Raw genomic sequence first — 22,404 nt, forward strand, 5'->3', positions numbered from 1 at the left:
GCCGGGTATGGCCGTACCTGACCTGACAGCGCCGTCACAGGTCGAGACCGTGCGCGGAGCGATCCCGACCAACAACCTGGGCGTGGTGTTCATGCACGAACACGTCTTCATCCTGTCCCCCGAGATCATCGCGAACTTTCCCGAAGGCTGGGGCGAGGAAGCGGCCCGCGAAGCCGACGCCGTCGCCAAGCTCAACGAACTGAAGGCCCTCGGGGTGGACACCATCGTCGACCCGACGGTGATCGGGCTGGGGCGCTACATTCCGCGTATTCAGCGGGTGGCCGCGCAGACCGACCTGCAGATCGTGGTCGCCACCGGGATCTACACCTACAACGACGTCCCGATGTACTTCCACTTCAGCGGTCCAGGAACATTGCTGGACGGCCCGGAGATCATGGCCGACCTGTTCGTCCGGGACATCACCGAGGGGATCGCCGGCACCGGTGTGAAGGCGGCAATCCTCAAGTGCGCCACCGATGAACCGGGCATCACCCCCGGTGTCGAACGCGTGCTGCGTGCGGTGGCCCAAGCACACCGGCAGACCGGTGTGCCGATCACCACCCACACGCATGCCCTGACCCGGCGCGGCCTGGAGCAGCAACGCATCTTTGCCGAGGAGGGCGTCGACCTGAGCCGGGTCATCATCGGGCACAGCGGTGACACCACCGACCTGGGCTACCTGGAGGAGCTGATCGCCGCCGGATCCTACCTCGGTATGGACCGATTCGGGCTGGACAGCGTGCTCAGCTTCGACGACCGGGTCGACACCGTCGCGCGGATGTGTGAACGCGGCCACGCCGACAAGATGGTTCTGTCCCACGACGCGTCCTGCTATATCGACTGGCTGCCGGAGGCGGTGGTGCCGGTTGCCCTGCCCAATTGGCATTACCGCCACATCCACAACGACGTCCTGCCCGCGCTGCGCCAGCGTGGCGTCACCGACGACCAGATCACCACCATGTTGGTGGACAACCCCCGCAACATCTTCGCCAGGCAAGGTGCTTATGAGTGACGCGATCCCCCCGATCGGAACCCGGATCAGCCAGCTCGCCGCCGAGGCGCCCGATCGCCCTGCGGTGAGCGCCGATGGCCGCACCATCACCCGTGCCGAGCTGGATTCGGCGTCGAACCGACTGGCTCGGGCGTACGCCGAACTCGGAGTGAAGCACGGTGATTACGTCACGATCGCGGTACCGAACTCGATCGAGTGGGTGCTGGCGACGGTGGCGGTGTGGAAACTGGGGGCGATCCCGCAGCCGCTGTCCCCACGGCTGCCCGATGCCGAGTTCGAGGGTTTGCTCGATCTCGTGCCGCGCGCACTGCTGATCGGCCGCGCCGACCCGCGCGGGGTGGTGCCGTCGGTCGACGCCGAATTCACCGGCAGCCCCGAGCTGTCGGATGCCGCTGTACCCGAAGCGGTTTCACCGGTGTGGAAGTCGTTGGCCTCCGGCGGCAGCACCGGACGGCCGAAGCTGATCGAAGCCGGTGGTGACAGCCGGATCCCGGCCGACCTGCTGGCGATGTCGATGGGCAACGAACCGACCGATACTCAATTGGTCCCGGTGCCGCTGAGCCACAACACCGGATTCACCTCGGCGGCACTCGCCCTGTTGACCGGGCAGCATCTGGTCCTGATGCGCCGCTTCGACCCAGAGCACTTCCTGCGACTGGTCAGCGACTACCGGGTGAACTACCTGGCCACGGTGCCGACGATCCTGCAGCGACTGCTGCCGGTCTACCACGCCAACCCCGACGCCTACGACCTGTCGTCGCTGCGCCGGCTGTGGCACCTGGCCGCACCCTGCCCGCCGAACATCAAGGAGGCCTGGATCGAGCTACTGGGTCCGGATGCAGTGTGGGAACTGTACGGCGGCACCGAACTTCAAGCCCTGACGTTCATCAGCGGCGCGGAGTGGCTGACTCACCGCGGATCGGTCGGGCGGGTGGTAGTCGGCGAGATGAAGGTGCTCGATGACGACGGCAACGAGTGCCCGCCCGGGGTGATCGGCGAGATCTACCTGCGCCCGGCAGTGGGGTCCGCTCCTACCTACCGCTACATCGGCAGCACCGCCAAGTCCCGCGACGGCTGGGACTCGCTGGGCGATCTCGGCTGGTTCGACGACGAGGGCTATCTGTACCTGGCCGACCGGCGGGTCGACATGTTCACTGTCGGCGGGCGTAACGTCTACCCGGCGGAGATCGAGAACGCGCTGGCCGAGCACCCCGCGGTGTTGTCCTGTCTGGTTGTCGGGGTGCCGCAGGAAGACCTCGGCCAAGTGCCACATGCGTTGGTGCACACCGACGGAACCCCGCTCAGTGCAGACGAGGTGGCGGCGTTCGTGGCGCAGCGGCTATCCGACTACAAGGTGCCGCGCAGTGTGGAATTCGTCGACACACCACTGCGCGACGATGCCGGCAAGGCCCGCCGGTCCGCGGTACGCGATCAGGTCATCGCCCGGTTGCAGGCTTAAGCCTGGGCCTGCCACGGGCGGGATCAGCACGCTCCGCTAGTGTTCGCGGGCTGGACACCCGATGCTGATGGCCCAGAATTCACCCGTTTAGCAGCGAGTACCTCAGTCGAAAAGGGGCTCATTGCAAACCATTTCGGTAGCGACCTGACTAGCTTGGCAGGCCCTTCGACAATGATCTCATTCGCGGCGATGGCCTGGCTGAGGTCACGGTGTCCGTACCAGATTTCGTGCCACAGGCGTCCGCTACCGGTGACCGACAGGTCGACTGCAAAGCCGGGATCATGCAAGCACACCGACACTTCGGCATTGGTAGCCACAATCCAAGCCCGTTTCACCTCTCCGTCGGTGAAGTCGAATTGAATCGTGGTCCGCCCCTGCGGCAGATGCGAGGTGATGCCGGCCCGCATGCGCCACAGCAGCAGGGCATTATCGACCTGGTCAGGCAGCGGCTCGGGAAACCACCACTTCACCGTCCAGCGCCCCAAGGCGTAGATGAGTTCGTGCAGGTCCTCACCAGCCTCGGTGAGCCGGTACTCGTGGGTTCTGCCGGCTCCGGTGGGAATGCGCTTGAGTATCCCGAGACCTTCAAGGTGACGTAGTCGCCCGGCAAGCAGACTTCGCGACAGTCCCGGCAGACCGCGCAGGATGGAACTGAATTGATATGAGCCGGCCATGACCTCGCGGACGATCAGCAGACTCCAGCGATCACCGAGTGCGCTCGCCCCGATCGACACCGGGCAGTATTCGGCAGGTACCACGGACATGTCGGAACCTTACACCGGCGAGATGGTTCTTATTCTGAACCAGAATAGTCGTGAATATAAACCTTCATCTGCAAGTGTCCGGCTGTTTGACTCTGTCCTCGAGACATCGCGGAAGCAACGACGAGGACACGGTAATGACAGCCCTTGCAAGCACTTACGAGAAGCTGACGCTTCACCAACAGATCGCACCCGAAGACGGAGCGGTGCAAGGCTGGCCGCTGCATTTCCCCGATGGCTCCGCTCCCTTGAGCGCGGATTCCACTGCAGTGGCCTCCCACGACTGGTACGGCTTCCGTGACCCCAACGAGCTGATCTATGTCAACTGGGTCGCTGGCGTGCACGACGCCGAATCAGATCTTGCCGGGCACCTCGAGCGCTTCGCCGCGGCATTATCGTCACACGCGGTGAGCGCGGATTGGCTCGGTGACGGCGCAGCCAGTGTCCTCGCCGTACTGCCATACACCGACCGCGCATACTTTCGGGTTCTCAGCCGCGCCCAGCGCCTGGCACTGTCAGATACCGTCACGCTGCCGTTGGTCTTCGACGCAGCCGACAAGTTACGCCATGTCGAGCACGCCGCTGCACACCGCGCCGCCATCGAAAATACATTCACCCCAACGTTGTTCGACGATGTGGGAGAGCTTTGGGCGCACTCTGGCGGATGGCTGCCATTGCGGCTGGCCATCGAAGAGTTGCTGGCGACCGACGACTGGGTGGAGGCTCTCCTGGCGACCAACCTCGTCATCGAGCCACTGGTGGGCCGGTGGATCCGTGAGCACTATGTGCGTCCGATTGCGCTGACCCATGGCGACAACTTCGCGCCCGCCATCATCGATGTCTGGAGCGCCGACCTAAACCGCTCCCGCGCATGGACATTCGCCCTGATCGACTACCTGGCAGCCGACCCCACCTACGGACCGGACAACTCCGATGTCATCGCCGGCTGGGCGCACCGATGGGAACACCTCGCCCGCGCCGCAGCGACCAGCCTGGCGCCGCTGTTGGACGACATATCGCGAGCCGAAACCCAACAGGCCGAATCGTGGCGCACGGTCGTCGAACAGTACGACGCCGAGGTCGCAGGTCGCTGGCGCACGCAACTTCTCACCCCAGCCGGTGAGCGCTGATGGCCCGCGCTATTGCCCGTCCTGCCGAGCGTGGCGTCGGCGTCAGTCTCATCCATAGTTTCGAAACCGACGCCATCGCGCGTCACCTGCGGCGCACCCAACCACACGTCACGTTGACCGACCGCGGCGTTTATCTCAAAGCCGATGCCGCCGACGAGATCACGATCGATCTCGCCGCGCTGTCTGCTGACCTGGGCCGCCCCATCGACATAGAAACGGTATTGATTTCCATAGCGAGCTATTTCGGTGAAATCGAACCCCAGCGCGGGGCCGCGCCCGGCACCGGTCGACTCATCCTGCGCGCCGATGCACCTCCCGAAGAAACCGCTGACCAGAAAGCCATCTCATGACCACGCCGGCCACCCGCACGCACGATCTGACCAAGCAGTACAACTGGTCGTCGACGCAGACACCGCCTGCGGCGGTGTTCCCCAGCCGGTACACCATCCCCGAACGTGGCAGGGACCCCTTCAAACTGCTCTTCCGGGACTACGCCCGGATGGAGGTGGAAAAAGACCGGCGCGTCGCCGCGGCTCTCGACAGAGCAGCCTCACTGCACTCCAGCAGCGGAATCGCCCCGCGCTGGGTCGAGGGGCTCAAACTGGCGCTACCGATCACGGCCGAAGCCGAATACCAGGCTATGAAAGGCGCCGGGCTGCTCATCGCCTCGATCAACAACCCTGAACTGCAACAAGGTTATGCCGCCCAGGCGCTCGACGAAGCGCGCCACTTGCAACTCGTCGGAGCCCTGCGCTCGCACTACCTGGATACCGTCGCGCATCCCGAGGGTCTCGGCTTGGGGTCGCGTGCGCTCGCGCGTCACCCGATCGGTGCGGTCGCACGCGCCGCATTCGCCCCCAACTCGGTCAACGATCCCATCGATGCAGTCATCGCTTTGAACGTCGTCTTGGAGACGGCCTACACCAACCCGTTGACCGTTGCGCTACCGCAGGTCGCGGCCGCCAATGGCGACGACGCCTACGCCGCGGCGTATCTGTCCATCCAGTCCGACGAAGTCCGACACATGGCCAACGGCCACGGCACCCTGCGTGCTGTCGCCGAGATCCCCGACAACATCCCCCTGGTGCAGGGTTCGCTTGATCGCGCGTTCTGGCACCAGCATCAAGGCGCAGACACGGTCACCGCGGTGGGGGCCGAATACTATGCGCGGGTGCGGCCATGGGCGTATCGGGACGCCTGGGAGGAATGGGTCGTCGACGATTTCATCGGCTCGTTCTCCCGCCGATTCGGTCCCTTCGGGCTGCGTGAACCTGCCCGGCTTGCCGACGTTGCGCGCGGCGTGGAATCCCAACACCATGCCGTCGCCATCGGACTGGCCGCGCTGTGGCCACTGAACTTCTTCCGCACCGATCCGCTCGATGAAACCGACTTTGAATGGTTCGAGGCCAACTATCCCGGATGGTCGGCGGTATATCAGCCGTTGTGGGAAGCATACGCAGCCCTTTCAGACCCGGCTAACCGGCGGCTGTTACTGCAAGAGCTGCCCGGAGTTCCGCCGTTCTGCCAGGTCTGCCAACTGCCCTGCATCGTCCCGCGCTTCGAGGCGCCGGAAACCCGCATCGTCGAACACGAAGGACAGCGCTACGCGTTGTGCAGCGCTGGCTGCGAAACGAACTTCGCCTGGAATCCTCTTTCGTATACGGCTTTTGGAAGCTTCTGGAGCCGCTACGACGGATGGGACCTGGCCGACGTAGTTCTCGACCTGGGGTTCGTGCGTGCCGACGGCCGCACCCTGGTCGCCCAACCGCACCTGCGCGAAGACCGGTTGTGGACGATCGACGACATCCGCGCGACCGGCGTCACCATCCACGACCCACTGGCCTCGTGAGCGATTCCCCATCGTCGACAGCTCACACCCTGACCGTCGAGCCGTTCGGCATCGAAGTCACTGTCGACGCCGGCGAACGGGTACTGCACGCGGTGCTGCGGTCGGGGCATTATGTGCCGTTCGGGTGCAACCACGGGGGATGTGGAACCTGCACGGCCACCGTGGTTTCCGGTGATCTTCAGCAGGATCCTGGCACGTTGCAGACCCTCGACGAAGACGCGCGCCGCCGCGGCGAGGTCCTGCTGTGCTCGACCACCCTGCTCAGTTCGGCAGCGGTTGTCGACATCAGTGCCAGCGGTGTCACGGAGGAGGAGTTCAGCGGCACGGCAGTACATGATCTGTCGACCACCGTCGAAGAAATCAGCGCGCTCTCCGACAATCTGCGGATACTGCGGCTGGCCGCTCCGGCGCACCCCTGGCAGCATCGCCCCGGCCAGTTCCTGCAAGTCGAGCTGCCCGATCAGACCGGCTGGCGCGCCTACTCGGTCGCGTCGTCACCGGCGGACCCCACCCTAGACCTGCTCATCCGGTCGGTACCGGGCGGTGCGTTCACCGCTGCGCTTGACACGTTGCGTTCCGGAGATCGCATTCGAATCCGAGGTCCGTTCGGAGCATTCAACGTCCGAACGTCACACCGGCCCAAACTGTTCATCGGCGCTGGGGCCGGCATCGGACCGTTGCGCCCCATGCTCGCCCAACATCTCGCCGCCCCTGAGCCGCCGGCTGCCGAACTCATCCACATTGCTTCCGACCCAGCCGAATTCGCGTTCGCCACGGAGTTCCGCGACTGGGCGCAACGCCACAGCGGATTCACCTATCATCCTCTGCCGCCGGACGATTGTCGCCGCGGCACGGAGGTCGTCAGCGAATGGATCAGCTCGAAGGCTTGCGTGGCAGATCTGCGCCGCGTCGAGGCCTACCTGTGTGGTCCTGACGCATTCGTCGACACCGTCGCCGAAAGCCTGCGCGCCAGCGGCCTTCGGTCCCGCTACATATCTGCCGACCGCTTCACCGCGTCCGTCGGCACCACACGCTAACGCTATTGAAAGAAACGATGAACGGCACCGACCACCCGAGCACCGACCCTGCGACCACGAGGCGGCCGCACCGTCGGCGATTTCCCTCCCTGACGATGTCGGCACTGACTGTGATCGCGAGTGCCATCGCCGTCGCCGGCGCCACACACACCGCACCGGCACACGCCGACGACAGCCAGTACGAGCAGTTCTACACCCCGCCCGCCCCCTTGCCACCGGGCGATCCCGGGGATCTGATCCGCACCGAGCCGTCGCGTCTGGTCCTGGAACCCTCGGGCCAGCTCGGAGACTTTGTCGGTACGGGAACACGAATCATGTACCGCAGCAACGACGCCCAAGGACACCCTGTCGCGGTCACCGGTACCTATATCGAACCCGACGTTCCCTGGACCGGTGCCGGGCCACGCCCGCTGCTGGCATACGCCACCGGCCCCTACGGTGTAGGCGAACAATGCGCACCTTCCCGCCTGTTCAACCAGGGCATCCACTTCTCGCAAGGATTCGACCTGACCTTCAACTACGAGGAAGGTTTCATCGCAACACTGTTGGCCCGGGGATTTGCCATCGTCGTGACGGATGGCGTCGGATTGGGCATCCACAGCCCGGCCTCACCGCAGTTCCTCAACCGGGTCGCCGCCGGCACCGCTCTGATCGACGCGGCCCGCGCCGCCAAGAAGCTCCCCGGTACCTCGCTGGATCCGCAGGGCCCCATCGCCTTCTGGGGCTGGGCCTCGGGCGGGCAGGCATCCCTGGCCGCCGCCGAACTCGCCGCGTCCTACGCCCCGGAACTCAAGATAGCCGGCACATATGCGAACGCACCGCTGACCGATATCGCCGCCGCCATTCCGGGCGTCGACGGGAACTTCCTTGCGGTGCTCGCCGGATACCTGCTGCGCGGAATCCAAGCGGCCTATCCACAGACCGAACAGCCGATCCGCGACGCCCTGACCCCGCGAGGTCTGCAGATGCTTGATTGGAGCGGACACACCTGCGTTGTCCAGGGCGGTGTCGACTATGCGTTCCGTCACCTGCAGTTCTGGTTCAAAGATGACCCTACGGACGTCATTTCCAACGATCCCATCAAAACCATCCTGGCCACTCAACGTATCGGCAATGTCAAACCCACTGGACCCATATACATTTCCCACAATCGATGGGATCCGCTGGCCCCGTATACCGCGGCTCATGACACCGCGCGCGACTGGTGCACCAAGGGCGCCGATGTGCAGTTGTGGACCAACGAGCAGCCGCCCCTGTTCAACAAGCTCGACATCAATGTGTTGTTACCGCAATTCGTGGATGGTGAGCGGTCGATCGCTTGGGTGACGGACCGATTCAATGGTGCCCCGTCGACACCCAACTGCGGCGACATCCTCGCCCCGCCGCCCACGCCGCAGTAGCAGCGCTCCGTCACAAAATTCACTCCGATCACCCGCACGGGAGGTACTCATGACCGACAAACCAACCAGTCGAACCTTGGAACTGATCTACGCCGCACAGTCCGACCTCGACCGCCTCACGCCGCAGCAGGCGGCTGATGCGCTCGAAACCGGCGCGTTGTTGATCGACACTCGCACCGCCGAGGAACAGGCCGCCGATGGCATCATCCCGGGCGCGATCCGGGTACCGCGCAATGCCGTCGAAGCCTTTCTCGACCCGACCCACCGGCCACTGTTCGCCCCCGAGGAAGCGGCCGAACTGCCGCCGGTGCCCAACCCCGGCGACCAGATCATCGTGCTGTGCAACCACGGCCTGGCGTCAAGCCTGTCCGCGGCCTCGTTGCAGCGCATCGGACTGACCGGTGCCACCGACGTCGAAGGCGGCTTTCAAGCTTGGAAGGCCGCCGGTCTACCCGTGGAATGATCTCCGAGACAATCGGATACGTGCACACCGTGGAGCCGTTGGTGCGGGCGGCGGTAAGTTCGGGCGCCAGCACCTCGGTCAGCAGCCGGACATCGTCGTCACGGTGGGCCGCCTGCGGACGCCCGGTCGTCTCGGTGGACAGTAGATGCGCACTTGCCGCGGCCGCCTTCTCGATCGATGCCACCAGCGCGTGATGCCCTGCCCGGTCAGGTGCAGCTCGAGTGCCATCAGCAGTCAGCGGCGCCCTCGGCTGGCTCGGCCAGATCGACCAGCTCCTCGACGAAGCCAAACGGGACGAGCTTGCCCGCCCATGAACTCTCGGCGGCGAACACGATTCGGTGGCCACGATCTCGCAGGATGGCGGCCAAGCCGATGCACTGGTTGATCGGCCCATACGCCGATTCCGGCCAGAACATGGTCGTCAACGCCTCAGCTGCCATGGCGGTCGCTTCAGCCTCGGGCGTTCCAGACACCGATCATCGCGCAATCACCGGTTCCGGCGCATCGCTGACCGAACTGTCCAACGGCGGCACCGGGACCTTCCGGCCCCGTCCATTCCCCGGGCGCTCCGCGCTTGCCCGCCGGTACTCCCAGCGCCGCAACGCGTTCCGGCATGGCGACTCGATCAGGGCGTAACTGACCGCTGCCATCGCGAACCCGAGCACCAGCGTGAGGACCAGCATGACGATCAGGTTGCCGTTGAACATGAACTTTCCGACCATCGGGAACACCATCACCAACGCCGCCAGGTGCCAGACGAACAAGCCGTAGGACCAGCGGCCCAGGGTGACCATGAACCGGCTACCCAGAATCGGATGCGGGGTGTCCGGACGATCAAGCACCAGCGGCGCCAGCAGCGCACCGGCGACGATGGCCCCCATCGACGTTCGGACCACGAACTGGCCCAACGTCGCCGGAACCAGATCTTTCGGCCCGGCCAGCGGCGAGGCCGAGATCAGATAAGCCACCAACGCGATACCCGTGATGGCCCAACGATTTCGGGCCAGTTTGTGCGCCCACCCTGGCGGGCTGACGGTCCACTCGGCCAGCAACATGCCCGCCGCGAACCAGGACGCATAGGCCGGCGGCCAGTTCAAGAAATTCACCCCCTGCGCGGTGTGAATCGGTAGCAGACCCCAGGCCAGGCTGGCGAGCGCCACCAGCGCGATCACCGGGACCCGGGCGCGCACCGGCAGCCGGCGCGCCAGGAACGCCAGTATCGGCAGGGCGAGATAGAAGCTCACCTCCACCGACAGGCTCCACATCTGGGTCAGCCCGGCGGTCAAGGTGAGCGGGACGTAGACCTGAGTCAGCGTGAGGTTGGCCCACCACACCGTGAAGCTGGCGTGGTTCGCCTCCGGCAGCAGGGTCAGGATGACGACGACCGCCACCACGTAGCCGGGCATGATGCGCACCAGCCGCGAGCGCAGATAGTGGCCAGTGGGCGGCCGCTGCCGCAGCCCACGAGCCGCCGCCGCGTGACCGCGCCACAACAGGAAGCCCGACAGCGCGAAGAACACCGCAACGGCCAGGTCGAAGCGGTGTAGCAGGCGGCCGATCACGGCACCGGAGGTCCCGGTCTGGAAGGCGACGTGGGTGAGCACCACCCCCATGGCCGCACAGGCACGCATCCCTTCCACCGCGGGCAGAAAGCTGCGGGTACCCCCGACCTGCTCCGCCTCCGGTGTCATAGGTGCCAGTGTGCCGGTTGCTTGCAAAAGTGGGTACACCTGGGCTGCGACGATGACCTCCTAATGAGCCAGTGCCCTGGCCTCTGCTGTTAGGGTCAGACACGTTTGCTTCGCCGTCAGGCGGCGCGCACGGCACGATCGGGAGTGAGGGAGGCCACGGCAGCGTGAATCGCGCAGGCATGTTGCGTATCACGGCATACGGGATCATCGGGCTTGGAGCGGCCCTACTGATCGCCGCGCTGCTGTTGTCGACTTACACCTCCGGCAAGATCAAGAAGATCCCGCTCGATATCGACGAGACATTGGTCAGCGACGGCACCGGCACCGCGCTGGACCCTGCGTCACTCGTGGGCGAGAAATTCGTTGTCGACAAGAACGTCCCCCTGGTATCCCAGCAGCAGATCACCGTCGAGTCGCCGGCCAACGCCGATGTGGTGACGTTGCAGGTCGGCACCAGCGTGCGCCGCAGCGACAAGCAGCAGGACAACGGTTTGTTGCTGGCCATGGTCGACACCGTGACGCTGAACCGCAGCACCGCGCTCGCAGTGTCCGATGACACTCACGCGGGCGGGTCGGTGCAGAAGCCGCGGACCATCGAGGACACCAAGCCGCCGACCAACATCGCGCTGCCACACGAGGGCCTGGCCTACCGGTTCCCGTTCAACACCGAGAAGAAGACGTATCCCTACTTCGATCCGATCGCGCAGAAGGCCTTCGACGCCAACTACGACGGTCAAGAGGACGTCAACGGGCTGACCACCTACCGGTTCACCCAGAACGTCGGGTACGACGCCGACGGCAAGTTGGTCGACCCGATCAAGTACGCGTCGCTCTACGACAAGGACGAGGACGGCGAGGTGACCGCGCGGGCGGAGCTGTGGGGCCTGCCCGGGCCGCCGGAAGAGCCGGTCACGATGACCCGCTTCTACGCCGCGCAGCGCACCTTCTGGGTCGACCCGGTGACCGGCGTCATCGTCAAATCCTCCGAGCACGCCAACCACTACTACGCCCGGGATCCGGTACACCCGGAGATGGAGCTGGTGGACTACAAGGTCACCTCGAGCGAGCAGACCATCGAATCGCGGGTGGCTTCGGCCCGCGACGAGCGCGACCGGGTGGGGCTGTGGTCGCGGGTTCTGCCGATCAGCTTCACTGCGGCAGGCCTGGTGGCGTTGGTCGGCGGGGTTCTGTTGGGCACGTTCAGCGTCCGCGCCGAGTCCGCGCTGATCGATCCGGGCCTGGACACCGCGGACCACGGATTCTTCGGCAAGGACGAGACCGGGCCAATGCCCGCCGCCGAGGCCGCCACCGAGAAGCTGCCCGCGGCGAGACCGGATCTGGAGCCTCCACCGCCACAGCGGTGAGCAGGGCATGACCCAGGCACGCCGGGCCCTGGAGTGGGTGGTGCCGGGATACGCCCTCCTGTTGGCGCTCGCGGTGACCGCACCGCTGCTGGCACCTGGTTATCTGCTGCTGCGCGATGCGGTGTCCACTCCCCGGTCGTACCTCTCCGATAGCGCGCTGGGTCTGGGTGAGTCGGCGCCGCGCGCATTGCCGCAGGATTTCCTGATCGCCGTGGTGTCACCCGTCCTGGATGGCGGCGTGCTGGTCAAGGTACTGCTGATCGTCGGGCTTTTCCTGGCCGGCTGGGGTGCCGCGCGGCTGGCCGACCTGCTGGTGCCGGACGGCGGGATGGCCGGTCAGTTGGTGGCCGCCACGCTCGCGGTGTGGAATCCGTATGTCGCCGAGCGGCTGCTGCAGGGGCACTGGAGCCTGCTCGTCGGTTACGGCAGCCTGCCATGGGTGGCGGCTGCGGTGATTCGGTTGCGGGGCGAAGGGCCCGCGCCATCGTGGGCGCGGTGGGCAGCCCTGGTGCTCTGGATCGCACTGGCCGGGCTGACGCCGACGGGTCTACTGCTGGCTGCCGTTGTCGCGCTGGCCTGTGTCGCGGTCCCGGGTGGCGGGGTGTCGCGGTTGCGGTGTGCGATCGGGGTGCTGATCACCGCGGTGCTGGCCGCGTCGCCCTGGTTGACCGCGTCGGCACTGGGTGACGCGTTGGACTCGACACCGTCGTCGGGTGTCGTTGCATTCGCGGCTCGCGCCGAACCGGGTCTTGGCACGCTGGGCAGCCTGGCCGGTCTTGGCGGGATTTGGAATGCCGAGGCCGTTCCGTCCTCGCGCACAACACTGTTGGCCTTGCTGGCGACCGTGGTACTACTCGCCGTGGTGGCCCTCGGATTGCCGACGGTTCTGCGCCGCCGGCCCGCACTGCCGTTGCTGGTGCTGGCCGCGGCGGGAGTGCTGGTCCCCGCGGCGCTGGCCACCGCGCCCGGGTTGGCTGTTCTGCGCGCGCTGGTCGAGGCGGCGCCGGGGGTGGGGGTGCTGCGCGATGGGCAGAAGTGGGTGGCGCTGGCGATACCCGGCTATGCCGTCGCCGGGGCCGCCGCGGTGGTGACCTTGCGGCATCGGATTCGCCCTCCGATCACAGCGCTGGTGTGTGCGGTCGCGGTGATCGCTGTGCTGCCTGACCTGACCTTCGGGGCCTGGGGCAAGGTCTCCTCGGTGCGGTATCCGCCGGGCTGGTCGGCGGTGGCCGGCATCGTCAACGCCGCGCCGTCGGACGTGGCTGTACTGCCGGCCGACAGCATGCGCCAGTTCCGATGGTCCGGGCCGGCGCCGGTGCTCGATCCGTTGCCGCGCTGGATCCGCGCCGAGGTGCTGGCAACCGGGGACCTGACCATCTCGGGCCAGTCGGTGCCCGGCGAGGGCGGTCGTGCCCGCGCGGTGCAACGGATGCTGCTGGCCGGCGCTCGCCCCCAGGGACTGGCCGACGCCGGGGTCGGGTGGGTTGTCGTCGAATCGGGCAGCCCGGGCACCCTGGGAGACGCGCAACGCACCCTCCACGGGCTCCCGGTGGCCTACCGCGATGCCGACCTCACGCTGTATCGCGTCGGCGGTTCGAGTCAGGCTGCCCCACAAGGGAAGAGAGCGCTGGCCATCGCAACCCACCTGGTGTGGCTGGTGCTACTGACCGGGGCCGGGATCACTGCTCTGGTTGGATACCGACGCAAACATGTACCATCTGGTACATGTTGAGCTCCAGCAGCGTCGACATCGACGCACCTGCGGATCTGGTGTGGGATGTGTTCACCGAGGTCGAGAGTTGGCCGGACTGGACCGCCTCGGTCACCCGGCTGACCGGACTCGACGGGCCACAGATCGCGGTCGGCCGGCGCTTCGAGATCACGCAGCCGCGGATGCCGAAACTGATTTGGACGGTCACCGAGGTGGTGCCCGGCACATCGGTGACCTGGCTGCAACGCTCCCCCGGCGGCCTCACCACGGCGCGGCACCAGGTATCAGCTGTGGGCGGCTGCGCCACCCAAGCGCGCCAGGAACTCGAGCAACGCGGAATCCTCGGATCCCTCGTGGGTGTGCTCATGCGAGGGATGACCCAGCGCTACCTGACATTGGAGGCGCAGGGGCTGAAGGCGCGCAGCGAAGGCCTGTGGAAGCTTCGTGGTTCGAACGCCTGATCTTGCGCGGCGCCGCGAACTGCTCGACGCTTTGGTGACCGAATGCGCTGAGAACGGGGTCGGTGGGCGCTCCCTGCGGGAGCTTGCCGACGCGGTTGGTACCAGTCACCGAATGTTGTTGCACCACTTCGGGTCACGAGAAGAACTTCTGCTGGCCGTCGTGGACGACGTGGAGCGCAAGCAGATGGCGCTGCTGCATGAGCTGGCTGCCGACGGCAGGCAAGAACGAAGGGGCACGGTAACCGGCGGGGGCATGTCCGGGTTCGCGGCGATGTGGGCGCACCTACGCAAGCCCGAGTTGCGCGGTCTCGAGCGCCTGTTCTTCGAGTGTTACGCGCGGGGAGCCCAGGGCGAGTCGCCGTTCACCACCATGCTGCCCGCAGCGGTCGACCGCTGGCTTGCTATGGCGCAGACCGACGCGCAGGCGGATCCAGCCATGGCCCGTCTCGGGTTGGCGGTGACGCGTGGTCTGTTGCTCGACCTGGCCGGCACCGACGATGATGCCGGCGTGGAGGCGGCCGCCCAGCACTTCATCGCACTGATCGGGGCACACGAAAATAGTTCTGACTAGCCAATTTTGGGCTCCAGCGGGCCAATCTGACCGAGGATCCGCGAGATCAGCTCATCCTGCTTGGTGAGGTGCTCCTGAATCATCGCCGCCTCCTTCAACACCGCTTCGGCATCCTTGTACGTCTCGTCGGCGCGGGTGTCGGAAGCCCTGGCCTGGATGTTCTGGCCAACGATGATGATGGGGAGCAGCACCAGCTGAAGGAAGCTACTGGACAACCACACCACGACGAAATAGGTGCCCTGCTTGATGGCATCGGGCAACGCGAACAGCGCGAGCAGCGTGAAAAGATAAGCTGCCCACATGGTCCCGACGACGACGGTGATCTTCAGCCCGAACTTGGCATTGAAACGCACCAGCCAGTTCTGGTGGTCGACGCCGCGAATCTCGGCTGTGCTGAGCGGTTTTCTGGCCGCTAGCTCCGCGGCGCGCGGGTGACGGACATAATCGTAGATTTTCGACATGCCGGGATCATCACACGGCAAACCCGGGAATCAGCTGTCAGTATCGACGTTCGCGCTGCTAGACAACCCCGCCGACGTGAGTGCCGGCGTGCACCGACTCCATCACGCTACGCATGGCGTCGGCGCTCTGCTGCCAGGAGAAGTCCCGACTGCGCGCCTTGGCCTTGGCGCCAAGCTCGTCACGCAGGACATGCTCGGCCAGTAAGTGTTCGAGACGATCGACCAATTCCGCGTGGTCATCGACCAGTAAACCGGTGACTCCGTCGATGACGGAGTCGGTGAGACCTCCCGACGAGCGGTAGCCGATCGTCGGCACGCCGTGCTGGGCGGCCTCGATGACGGCCAGGCCCCAGCCTTCCTTGCGTGACGGCAGCACGTGCACCCAGGATCGTTGGACGACAGCGTGTTTTGTCTGGTCATCGACATGGCCGTGGAAGGTGACCGCGTCGGCGATACCGAGGCGGCGAGCACGCTCCACGAGCCGCTCGTGCCACCAGCCGCCACCGACGATGTCCAGATGCAGATCCGCGACGCGAGGGCGAAGCGCGGCCACCGCATCGAGCGCATCCTCAATCTGCTTGTGCGGCACCAACCTCGACAGGACGACGACGCGGGGCGTCGACGACCGTTGCGCGGTCAGGGTGTCGGCCGGTGCTTCGTCGAGGCCATTGCGCACGACGGCGATACGCGCAGCGTCGACACCGAGATCGGACAGGTCCCGCGCCGACGGTAGGGAGACGGTGACGTACTGGTTGTTCCGGTGCATGCGCGGCGACAGCCAGGATTCGACCAGCCAGCCCAGCCGTCCGACAAAGCGACCGGCCACCGGCCACTGTTCGCGGTGGCAGTGGTGTACCAGCAACGCCACACGTCGTCCGAACGCGAGCCGGGCCAGGAACGGCACCCCGTTCTGGGTGTCGATGACGACGTCGGGACGTACCCCCCGCAGTGGGCCAACCCGCAGGCGTGCGGCGACCATGGCCAATCCGGCCCAGATGTAGACGCTGTAGGGCCCACCACCGCGGCTGATCGTGACGCCGTCGACGACCTCGCGGCGGGGGGCGCCGGCGTACCGGGCGGTGCGCAGGGTGACATTGATGCCCGAGTCGGCCAGCAGCGTGCCGATGCGCTGGACATAGGTTTCGCTGCCGCCACCCTGTGGGTGGCCGGTGTCCCGCCAGCACAAAAGCAGGACGGAGCGAACGGTGGACGACATCCAGTTCAGACTAGACGGCGCAGGATGCGGGCCGGAACCGCCGATCACTAGGGTGAGGCCGATGGCCGCCACCGACCTGTTCGCCCAGCGCGCGACGCTGCGCCGCTCGGTGCGGCTGCTGGCCGAATTTCGGCACGAACAAAGCGACCCCGCGCGCTTCTACGGCGCCCTGGCCGCCGACACCGCCGACATGACCACCGACCTGTGGCGGGCCACCCATGCCGGTACCCCGTCCGGGCACACCGTCGTCGACGTCGGTGGCGGCCCCGGCTACTTCGCCACCGCGTTCACCGACGCGGGCTGGAACTACGTCGGCGTCGAACCCGATCCCCGTGAGATGCACGCCGCCGAACAGGTGCGCCGGGCCGGACCCGGCTCTTTCGTCCGGGCGTCCGGCATGGCCCTGCCCTTCGCCGACGGCAGCGTCGACGTCTGCTTGTCCTCCAACGTCGCCGAGCACGTACCCCGGCCATGGCAGCTCGGCGCGGAGATGCTGCGCGTCACCCGCCCCGGTGGATTGGCGATCCTGTCCTACACCGTCTGGCTTGGTCCGTTCGGCGGGCACGAAATGGGTCTGACGCACTACTTGGGCGGGGCCCGGGCAGCCGCCCGCTACACCCGCAAGCACGGCCGGCCGCCCAAGAACAACTACGGGTCGTCGCTTTTCGCCGTCTCCGCGGCCGACGGCCTGAACTGGGCGGCCGGCACCGGGGCGCTGGTCGCGGCATTTCCGCGCTACCACCCACGATGGGCCTGGTGGCTGACGGTGGCGCCAGGGATACGGGAGTTCTTGGTGAGCAATCTGGTGCTGGTGCTGCGACCGCCGATACGGCGGAAATGAACAGGTTCTAGTTTCTGTCTTCAGTAGGTAATGTGACGGTCATGACACAGGGCACTATTTCGGGCACCAAGTTCAAGAGCGAATGGGACAAGCTGTTCATTGGCGGCAAGTGGGTTGAGCCGTCCACCGCTGAGGTCATCGAAGTGCATTCGCCGGCCACCGGCGAGCTCGTCGGCAAGGTACCGCTGGCCGCCAAGGCTGACGTCGACGCCGCCTGCGCAGCCGCCCGCAAGGCGTTCGACGAGGGACCCTGGCCGCAGCTGTCGCCCGCGGAGCGCGGCGAGATCCTCGGTCGTGCCGTCAAGATCCTGGAAGAGCGGGCCGAGGAGCTGAAGTTCCTGCTGGCCGCCGAGACCGGACAGCCGCCGACGATCATCGACATGATGCAGTACGGCGCCGCGATGTCGTCGTTCCAGTACTTCGCGGGCGCTGCCGAGAAGTTCACTTGGCGCGACTTCCGCGACGGGGTCTACGGCACCACCATGGTGCTGCGCGAGCCGATCGGCGTCGTCGCCGCCGTGACAGCGTGGAACGTGCCGTTCTTCCTGGCCGCCAACAAGCTCGGCCCCGCGCTGCTGGCCGGTTGCACGATCGTGGTGAAGCCCGCCGCGGAGACCCCGCTGTCGCTGTTCGCGATGGCCGAGATCTTCGCCGAGGCCGGGCTGCCCGAAGGGGTGCTCTCGGTGGTACCCGGCGGTCCGGAGACCGGTCGTGCGCTGACCGCCAACCCCGAGATCGACAAGTTCACCTTCACCGGGTCCAGCGCGGTCGGCAAGGAGATCGCCAAGATCGCCGCCGAGAAACTCAAGCCGTGCACGCTCGAACTAGGCGGCAAGTCGGCGGCCATCATCCTCGAGGATGCCGACCTGGACTCGACGCTGCCAATGCTGGTGTTCTCCGGCCTGATGAACTGCGGTCAGGCCTGCGTCGGCCAGACCCGGATCCTGGCGCCTCGCTCGCGCTACGACGAGGTCGTCGAAAAGCTCTCTGCGGCCGTCGCCGCGATGCCGATCGGACTGCCCGACAACGCGGGCGCCATGATCGGCCCGCTGATCTCTGAGCGCCAGCGCGAACGTGTCGAGGGCTACATCAACAAGGGCGTCGAGGAAGGCGCCCGGATCGTCACCGGTGGCAGCCGTCCCGAGGGTCTCGACAACGGCTGGTTCGTGCAGCCTACGGTGTTCGCCGACGTCGACAACTCGATGACCATCGCCCAGGAAGAGATCTTCGGCCCGGTGCTGGCGGTGATTCCGTATGACACCGAAGAGGATGCCGTGCGGATCGCCAACGACTCCGTCTACGGACTGGCCGGGTCGGTCTACACCACAGACAACGACAAGGCCATGAAGATCGCCGCCCAGATCCGCACCGGCACCTACGCGGTCAACATGTACGCCTTCGATCCGGGTGCGCCATTCGGTGGCTACAAGAACTCCGGTATCGGCCGCGAGAACGGGCCCGAGGGTATCGAGCAGTACACGCAGGCCAAGAGTGTGCTGCTGCCGTTCGGGTACAAGCCCGAATAACCGAAACGAAAAGGCCCCCGCACGCTTTGCGTGTCGGGGGCTTTTTCTATTCGACTAGTAGATCGCGCGGACGATCATCTCGGCCACGGCTGCGGGCTTGTCGACACCGTCGATCTCGATGGTGTGCTTCACGGTCAGGTTGACCGTGCTGTCGTCCACCTTGTCGGCGCTGGCCAGCTCGGAGCGCACCCGCACCCTGCTGTCCACCGGCACGGCGGCCACGAACCGGACCTTATTGAGCCCGTAGTTGACGGCGAGCTTCGCGTTCTCGAGGCGGAAGTTGTCCTTGCTGAGCGCGGGAATCAGCGACAGTGTCAGGAAACCATGCGCAATCGGTGCGCCATAAGGGCTTTCAGCCTTGGCCCGCTCCACGTCGACATGGATCCACTGATGGTCGCCGGTGGCGTCAGCGAAGTCGTTGATACGCTTCTGATCGATCTGTAGCCACTCGCTGACGCCGAGTTCCTGGCCGACCGCGGACGCCGCATCGTCGATGGACGTGATCACCTTCATGGGGTCTCTTCCTCTTCTAGTCCCACCGGTTGCCCCGCCATCTTGGCTGACGCCTAGAACGCATCTTCGCTCAGGTCCATGATCGCCAACTCGATCGACTCCGCGATCCGACGCTCGGCGGCCAGCCGGGGCAGCATGTTGGCGGCGAAAAAGTTCGCCACCGCCACCTTGCCGCGATAGAACGCCTCGTCCCGCGGATCGGGATCGCCGTCAAGTGCCTGTAGCGCAATCTCGGCCTGGCGCAACAGAAACCAGCCGATCAGCACATCACCGACGCTGAGCAGGAATCCCACTGATTCCAAGCCCACCCGGTACAGCTCACGGGCGTCTTCCTGGGCGCCCAGCAGGTAGCCGGTCATCACGGTGACGATCCCGCGCAGGTTGTCCAGCGCGTTGGCCAACGATGCGCGGCCGCCGGCGAGCTCGGGCCGGGCATCGGGACTGTCGATGAACTTCTCGATCTGGGTGACAACGTGCGCCAGCGCCCCACCCTGGTCGCGGGCGATCTTGCGGAAGAAGAAGTCCTGCGCCTGGATCGCGGTGGTGCCCTCGTAGAGCGAGTCGATCTTCGCGTCGCGGATGTACTGCTCGATCGGGTAGTCCTGCAGGAAGCCCGACCCACCGAACGTCTGCAACGATTCGGTCAGGCACTGGTAGGCGCGTTCGGAACCAACGCCCTTCACGATCGGCAGCAGCAGATCGTTGACGCGTTCCGCCATCGACGCGTCGGCACCCGAAACCACCTGTGCCACTGCGGGATCCTGATGCGCCGCGGTGAAGAGGTAGAGCGCGCGCAGCCCCTCGGCGTAAGCCTTCTGCGTCATCAGGGCACGCCGCACGTCGGGATGGTGGATGATCGTCACCCGCGGCGCCGTCTTGTCCGTCATCTGCGTCATATCGGCACCCTGCACCCTGGTCTTGGCATACTCCAGTGCGTTGAGGTAGCCGGTCGACAGGGTGGCAATCGCCTTGGTGCCCACGAACATCCGGGCGTACTCGATGACCTTGAACATCTGCGCGATGCCGTTGTGGACATCACCCACCAAGTAGCCGATCGCCGGGGTCCCATGCAGTCCCAGGCTGAGTTCGGTGGTGGCCGAGGCCTTGAGGCCCATCTTGTGCTCGAGGTTGGTGACGTAGACGCCGTTGCGATCGCCGGGCGCACCGGTCTCGGGATCCAGCAGGAACTTGGGGACCAGGAACAGACTCAATCCCTTCGTGCCGGGTCCGGCGCCCTCGGGGCGGGCCAGTACCAGGTGCAGGATGTTCTCGAAGTAGTCGCCGGCGTCGCCGTTGGTGATGAAGCGCTTGACGCCCTCGATGTGCCAGGTGCCGTCTCCGTTGTCCACCGCCTTGGTGCGCCCGGCGCCGACGTCGGAACCGGCGTCCGGCTCGGTCAGCACCATGGTGGCGCACCAGTTTCGTTCGGCAGCCAGCGGCGCCCAATGCCGCTGCTGCTCATTGCCGATGTGAAACAAGATGTTGGCCATGATCGGGCCGGCCATGTACATGAACACCGCCGGATTGGCCCCGAGTACCAGCTCGTCGATCGCCCAGGCGACCATCGCGGGGGCCGGGACGCCACCGACCTCCTCAGCGAGCCCGATGCGGAACCACTCGCCCTGCTGCCAGGCCCGCATCGACTTGGTGAACGGCTCGGGCAGCGACACCACATGGGTGCCTGCGTCGAACGTCGGCGGATGTCGGTCGGTCTCGGCGAACGATTCGGCCACCGGACCCTCGGCCAGGCGGGCCGCCTCGGACAGCATCTCGCGCACCGAGTCCCCGTCGAGGTCGGGATAGTCGTCGAGGGCCTTCCCCAAGTCGAGCAGCTCGAAGAGGTTGAACTCGAGATCGCGAACGTTGCTCTTGTAATGGCTCATCGATTGCGTCCTTTTCAGTCGCCGACGCAGCCGAGCCTAGTCCGTTTAGCTTGCCTGATCAGGGGGATCCACCGGCCGCCAAAAATATGATCTGGATCATATAAACGCACTCCGCGCGAAAATACCCACAGGTCAGAACCAGCTTCTTCCAGCAGTTAACACTCAAAGCAGCCTCCGCCTTGCGCTAAGAGCATTCTAATCTTATGGTCATAACCATAGTTATGGAGTTGGGCTAGAGACTTGTTCCGCAAGGAGAGAAAAATGTGGCTGATCGAGCTGAACATCGCCGGCCACCGGTTCACGCGCCAGGTGCCCGACACGCGCCGGCAGTTGTTCGGCCGGGGCGCTCGCGCGCTCGGGTGGCGGAGTAGCCAAGTCCGTCAATCGCCCGCCGCCTGAATGACCCAGACACCAACCGGTACCACCCGCCGCGCCCGCGGCTCCACCCGCACCAAGATGCTGGTGAGCGCCGCCGAGGTACTGCGCGAACGCGGTGCGGCCGGAGTGACCATCGACGAAGTCCTGGCTCGTAGCGGTGCGCCGCGCGGCTCGGTCTATCACCATTTCCCCGAGGGCCGCAGCCAGATCCTGCGCGAGGCCCTGGATTTCGCCAGCTACGAGATCAGCGCCAGCCTCGACGAAGCCGCCAAGGAAAGCACTGCGGTGCTGCTTCGCCGGTTCGTCCAGCTCTGGGAAAATGCGCTCCTCACAAGCGATTACACCGCCGGCTGCCCCGTGCTGGCGGCTGCGGTGGGTTCCGGCGAGGACGAGCACCAGCTGACCACGGTCGCGGGTGAGATCTTCAGCCGTTGGCGCGACGCCACCAAGCAGTCCTACCTACGGGACGGCTTCGAGGCCGCCGAGGCCAGCGGACTGGCCGACATCACCCTGGCCGCGCTGGAGGGTGCGGTTGTCCTGTGCCGGTCGGTGCGCAGCCTGCAGCCTCTGCACGACGTCACTGCACAACTGGAGTTCCTGATCAGGGCAAAGGAATTCGTGACGAAGTTCGGCGTGCCGACCAATTCCTGAAATGCCAACGGGCACAGCCGAAACGG

General features: G+C 65.9%; 24 protein-coding genes. 17 read left to right on the forward strand and 7 right to left on the reverse strand.

The annotated features are described in order from the left end of the window. The first annotated feature begins 7 nt into the window (after positions 1 to 7). The gene (locus G6N38_RS09290) at positions 8 to 1,012 is read left to right on the forward strand and encodes a phosphotriesterase family protein (protein ID WP_163747261.1); all 1,005 of its coding nucleotides are present in this window, start codon (positions 8 to 10) and stop codon (positions 1,010 to 1,012) included. Continuing rightward, positions 1,005 to 2,471, forward strand: coding sequence for an AMP-binding protein (locus tag G6N38_RS09295; RefSeq protein ID WP_163747262.1), 1,467 nt, complete (start codon positions 1,005 to 1,007; stop codon positions 2,469 to 2,471). The genes G6N38_RS09290 and G6N38_RS09295 overlap by 8 nt, the downstream gene beginning before the upstream one ends. A gap of 23 nt (positions 2,472 to 2,494) precedes the next feature. On the opposite strand, the gene G6N38_RS09300 is transcribed toward G6N38_RS09295, so the two are convergent. After that, the gene (locus G6N38_RS09300) at positions 2,495 to 3,235 is read right to left on the reverse strand and encodes a winged helix-turn-helix transcriptional regulator (protein ID WP_163747263.1); all 741 of its coding nucleotides are present in this window, start codon (positions 3,233 to 3,235) and stop codon (positions 2,495 to 2,497) included. A 134-nt stretch (positions 3,236 to 3,369) separates the two neighbouring features. Between G6N38_RS09300 and G6N38_RS09305 the strand changes: the two genes are divergently transcribed. The 7 genes from G6N38_RS09305 (at position 3,370) to G6N38_RS09335 (ending at position 9,305) form a co-directional block, all read left to right on the forward strand. Continuing rightward, positions 3,370 to 4,362 carry a ferritin family protein gene (locus G6N38_RS09305; RefSeq protein WP_163747264.1) on the forward strand — a complete coding sequence of 331 codons (993 nt, stop codon included), beginning with the start codon at positions 3,370 to 3,372 and terminating at the stop codon, positions 4,360 to 4,362. Further along, positions 4,362 to 4,712 (forward strand): MmoB/DmpM family protein, encoded by a 351-nt coding sequence (locus tag G6N38_RS09310; RefSeq protein ID WP_163747265.1) that lies wholly within the window; start codon positions 4,362 to 4,364, stop codon positions 4,710 to 4,712. Before G6N38_RS09305 ends, G6N38_RS09310 begins: the two co-directional genes overlap by 1 nt. Next, positions 4,709 to 6,211: a ferritin family protein gene (locus tag G6N38_RS09315; protein ID WP_163747266.1), complete on the forward strand. Its 1,503-nt coding sequence runs from the start codon at positions 4,709 to 4,711 to the stop codon at positions 6,209 to 6,211. The genes G6N38_RS09310 and G6N38_RS09315 overlap by 4 nt, the downstream gene beginning before the upstream one ends. After that, positions 6,208 to 7,248: an FAD-binding oxidoreductase gene (locus tag G6N38_RS09320; RefSeq protein ID WP_163747267.1), complete on the forward strand. Its 1,041-nt coding sequence runs from the start codon at positions 6,208 to 6,210 to the stop codon at positions 7,246 to 7,248. Before G6N38_RS09315 ends, G6N38_RS09320 begins: the two co-directional genes overlap by 4 nt. Before the next feature lie 95 nt (positions 7,249 to 7,343). Further along, entirely contained in the window at positions 7,344 to 8,648 is a 1,305-nt protein-coding gene (locus tag G6N38_RS09325; protein WP_163747268.1) for a lipase family protein, read from the forward strand. A 49-nt stretch (positions 8,649 to 8,697) separates the two neighbouring features. Further along, a complete protein-coding gene (locus tag G6N38_RS09330) occupies positions 8,698 to 9,111 on the forward strand; it encodes a rhodanese-like domain-containing protein (RefSeq protein WP_163747269.1) in 414 nt (137 codons plus the stop codon). Between the two features lie 20 nt (positions 9,112 to 9,131). Beyond that, on the forward strand, positions 9,132 to 9,305 hold the full coding sequence (locus tag G6N38_RS09335) for a hypothetical protein (RefSeq protein ID WP_163747270.1): 174 nt from the start codon (positions 9,132 to 9,134) through the stop codon (positions 9,303 to 9,305). A gap of 33 nt (positions 9,306 to 9,338) precedes the next feature. On the opposite strand, the gene G6N38_RS09340 is transcribed toward G6N38_RS09335, so the two are convergent. Continuing rightward, complete coding sequence (locus tag G6N38_RS09340) at positions 9,339 to 9,551, reverse strand: hypothetical protein (protein WP_246227818.1); 213 nt, start codon at positions 9,549 to 9,551, stop codon at positions 9,339 to 9,341. 36 nt (positions 9,552 to 9,587) lie between these two features. Then, positions 9,588 to 10,802: an acyltransferase family protein gene (locus G6N38_RS09345; RefSeq protein ID WP_163747271.1), complete on the reverse strand. Its 1,215-nt coding sequence runs from the start codon at positions 10,800 to 10,802 to the stop codon at positions 9,588 to 9,590. A 164-nt stretch (positions 10,803 to 10,966) separates the two neighbouring features. Between G6N38_RS09345 and G6N38_RS09350 the strand changes: the two genes are divergently transcribed. From G6N38_RS09350 to G6N38_RS09365, 4 genes are read left to right on the forward strand one after another with little or no spacing between them, the layout of a single operon-like run. Further along, positions 10,967 to 12,166 (forward strand): cell envelope lipid trafficking protein PgfA, encoded by a 1,200-nt coding sequence (locus tag G6N38_RS09350; RefSeq protein ID WP_163747272.1) that lies wholly within the window; start codon positions 10,967 to 10,969, stop codon positions 12,164 to 12,166. Between the two features lie 7 nt (positions 12,167 to 12,173). After that, positions 12,174 to 13,898, forward strand: coding sequence for an MmpA family trehalose lipid delivery protein (locus G6N38_RS09355; protein WP_163747273.1), 1,725 nt, complete (start codon positions 12,174 to 12,176; stop codon positions 13,896 to 13,898). Then, positions 13,892 to 14,338 (forward strand): SRPBCC family protein, encoded by a 447-nt coding sequence (locus tag G6N38_RS09360; protein WP_163747274.1) that lies wholly within the window; start codon positions 13,892 to 13,894, stop codon positions 14,336 to 14,338. Before G6N38_RS09355 ends, G6N38_RS09360 begins: the two co-directional genes overlap by 7 nt. Further along, on the forward strand, positions 14,322 to 14,909 hold the full coding sequence (locus tag G6N38_RS09365) for a TetR/AcrR family transcriptional regulator (protein ID WP_163747275.1): 588 nt from the start codon (positions 14,322 to 14,324) through the stop codon (positions 14,907 to 14,909). Before G6N38_RS09360 ends, G6N38_RS09365 begins: the two co-directional genes overlap by 17 nt. On the opposite strand, the gene G6N38_RS09370 is transcribed toward G6N38_RS09365, so the two are convergent. After that, a complete protein-coding gene (locus tag G6N38_RS09370) occupies positions 14,906 to 15,370 on the reverse strand; it encodes a DUF1003 domain-containing protein (RefSeq protein WP_163747276.1) in 465 nt (154 codons plus the stop codon). The genes G6N38_RS09365 and G6N38_RS09370 overlap by 4 nt on opposite strands. 58 nt (positions 15,371 to 15,428) lie before the next feature. Beyond that, positions 15,429 to 16,586: a glycosyltransferase family 4 protein gene (locus G6N38_RS09375; RefSeq protein ID WP_163747277.1), complete on the reverse strand. Its 1,158-nt coding sequence runs from the start codon at positions 16,584 to 16,586 to the stop codon at positions 15,429 to 15,431. A gap of 61 nt (positions 16,587 to 16,647) precedes the next feature. On the opposite strand from G6N38_RS09375, the gene G6N38_RS09380 reads away from it, so the two are divergent. Together G6N38_RS09380 and G6N38_RS09385 are read left to right on the forward strand one after the other, a co-directional pair. Beyond that, a complete protein-coding gene (locus G6N38_RS09380; RefSeq protein ID WP_163747278.1) occupies positions 16,648 to 17,427 on the forward strand; it encodes a class I SAM-dependent methyltransferase in 780 nt (259 codons plus the stop codon). A gap of 41 nt (positions 17,428 to 17,468) precedes the next feature. Continuing rightward, positions 17,469 to 18,953: an aldehyde dehydrogenase gene (locus tag G6N38_RS09385; RefSeq protein ID WP_163747279.1), complete on the forward strand. Its 1,485-nt coding sequence runs from the start codon at positions 17,469 to 17,471 to the stop codon at positions 18,951 to 18,953. Between the two features lie 54 nt (positions 18,954 to 19,007). On the opposite strand, the gene G6N38_RS09390 is transcribed toward G6N38_RS09385, so the two are convergent. Continuing rightward, complete coding sequence (locus tag G6N38_RS09390; protein ID WP_163747280.1) at positions 19,008 to 19,466, reverse strand: MaoC family dehydratase; 459 nt, start codon at positions 19,464 to 19,466, stop codon at positions 19,008 to 19,010. A gap of 53 nt (positions 19,467 to 19,519) precedes the next feature. Continuing rightward, positions 19,520 to 21,349: an acyl-CoA dehydrogenase gene (locus tag G6N38_RS09395; RefSeq protein WP_163747281.1), complete on the reverse strand. Its 1,830-nt coding sequence runs from the start codon at positions 21,347 to 21,349 to the stop codon at positions 19,520 to 19,522. A gap of 261 nt (positions 21,350 to 21,610) precedes the next feature. On the opposite strand from G6N38_RS09395, the gene G6N38_RS30470 reads away from it, so the two are divergent. Together G6N38_RS30470 and G6N38_RS09400 are read left to right on the forward strand one after the other, a co-directional pair. Further along, entirely contained in the window at positions 21,611 to 21,748 is a 138-nt protein-coding gene (locus tag G6N38_RS30470; protein ID WP_220101384.1) for a hypothetical protein, read from the forward strand. Continuing rightward, positions 21,749 to 22,378, forward strand: a complete 630-nt coding sequence (locus G6N38_RS09400; protein WP_179968498.1) for a TetR/AcrR family transcriptional regulator — start codon at positions 21,749 to 21,751, stop codon at positions 22,376 to 22,378. The last annotated feature ends 26 nt before the right edge of the window (positions 22,379 to 22,404 follow it).

Source organism: Mycolicibacterium helvum (assembly GCF_010731895.1).
Classification (GTDB): Bacteria; Actinomycetota; Actinomycetes; order Mycobacteriales; family Mycobacteriaceae; genus Mycobacterium; species Mycobacterium helvum.